Origin of the sequence: Candidatus Aquicultor secundus (assembly GCF_002791875.1) — a bacterium.
Lineage (GTDB): Bacteria > Actinomycetota > Aquicultoria > Aquicultorales > Aquicultoraceae > Aquicultor_A > Aquicultor_A secundus.
In genome coordinates, this window is sequence record NZ_PFNG01000203.1 from 7,910 (window position 1) to 9,654 (window position 1,745).

General features: G+C 46.1%; 1 protein-coding gene and 1 pseudogene. One reads left to right on the top strand and one right to left on the bottom strand.

Annotated elements, in window-relative coordinates; all coding sequences use genetic code 11:
* Positions 1–249 precede the first annotated feature (249 nt).
* Positions 250–987 (bottom strand): fused MFS/spermidine synthase, encoded by a 738-nt coding sequence (locus tag COY37_RS08470; RefSeq protein ID WP_286678430.1) that lies wholly within the window; start codon positions 985–987, stop codon positions 250–252.
* Between the two features lie 272 nt (positions 988–1,259).
* On the opposite strand from COY37_RS08470, the pseudogene COY37_RS08475 reads away from it, so the two are divergent.
* A pseudogene (locus COY37_RS08475) lies at positions 1,260–1,745 on the top strand (hypothetical protein); the annotation flags it as partial.

Sequence of the window (1,745 nt, forward strand, 5' to 3'; positions counted from 1 at the left end):
AAATTTCCAATACACCAGAAATCCTCCGAAAAGAAAGAAAACCAACATCATTAACAGCTTTTTCAATGCTCACCATCTCCTTTTGCTATTTACGCCCGCCATAGCTTGGTTGTTGGCGGATGGATATTTATGCCTTACCCGTTAAAGGTAGATTATGTCAATGATACAACTGTTGCTCCATTAAAGGAAGAATTAACCGCTAGCTTTCGTAATAAAAAGAGCTGAATAAATACGATCCTTTGCTGATACTCATCGTACGATTGCCAAAAGTCTCTTCCCAACCTCCGACCGCGACATAACAAGCATGCTTGAGGCAACGATGAGGTTGAGTCCCGCTGCAACAAAGGTGGTGCCTTTGACCCCGATGAGGGGGATGAGCAAAAACCCGGCAAGAAACGAGCCGCCAATTGAGCCTACCGTGTTGATCGAGTAGACGTTGCCAACGTCAAGACCTAATCCTTCAAGAGACGTTGCCTTGATCTTGGTCACAACTGGAAACGTTGCTCCCATAAAAGTGGTGGGAATAAGCATGATAAAAAAGGAGAGCAGCAGCTGAAAGACAAAGAAGAGCGCAAAGCTTGGTTTTATCGTGTTATACACGAAGAAGTACAGGGTGGGTAGCACCTGAATCAGCGGGATGGTTAAAAGCCCAAAGGCTGCAATCCCAAGCTCAAGTGATCCAAAAAGCCCAATGAGGTTTTTAACTCTGTCCGCCCACCTGCCCCCTAAAAATGAGCCGAGAGAAAGCCCCGACATAAATGCGGTAAGCATCATTGAGACCGCATACACAGTTGAACCAAAGACCAAAGAGAGCTCTCGGGTCCAGATGACCTCATAGATTAAGGCCGCCATCCCGGAAAACGCAAACGCATAGACCGCGATTTGTCTGCCCCATACCCCTCTCTGTTCAGCACTGCCCGCTTGGGCCTGGGGGGAAGTGGAGGGTACTGCCCGCTTGGGCTTTGCCGTTACAGTGGATTTTGCCATGCTACCTTACACCTCTTTTTACACTTGTTGCTTTGTTTTAAAGCACCTGAAACCTCTTACCAGGTCTATTCTAGCAGCTTGGTACCAAGAGCACCAGGTTTTGGGTGCAGCGTAAGCGAGTAAAGAAAAGAGGTCCGTTTTAAACGGGCCTCTTTTTGCAACCCTCCCAAAGAAACTCAAGCTTAAAACACATAAAAACGATACATAAAGGAAGTTTAAACAACCCTATTACATATTTGATCAACCCTTGAACCTGTAGGACGGCGGTTACCGTGAACGGATATATGGATGCATACAGCGTAAAAAGTCTTCTCTATAGCGCGATATTCGTGATGCTCGTAACCGTTATCATTTTATTTATCGCCTTAGTTGTTCATAAGGTCCACGTGGAGTTAAGGGATGCCTATCTTATCAGGCTAAAAGAATACTATTCCAAAGAACTTCAGAAAAAACTTTCACGACGTAAATCTAACCTGGCGGCGCCAAAGAAAAAGATCGAGTTTGATGCGCTGACGCAAGTTTTAATTCAGATGCTCACAGATGGTTCCGTTACGGCCGAGCATGCGAAACGTCTTCGGGGCTATACGCGCAGACTTGGCATTGCCGCATTTTATCAGAAGATGGCGGAATCGCGCTCATGGGTAAAGCGCTCTATTGCAATAGAGAGGCTCGGCCTGCTGGGATTGACCGAGATGAAGCCCCTTTTTTACGCTATCCTTAACGAAGAAAAAGATATCGGTGTCATCTCGAAGGCTGTT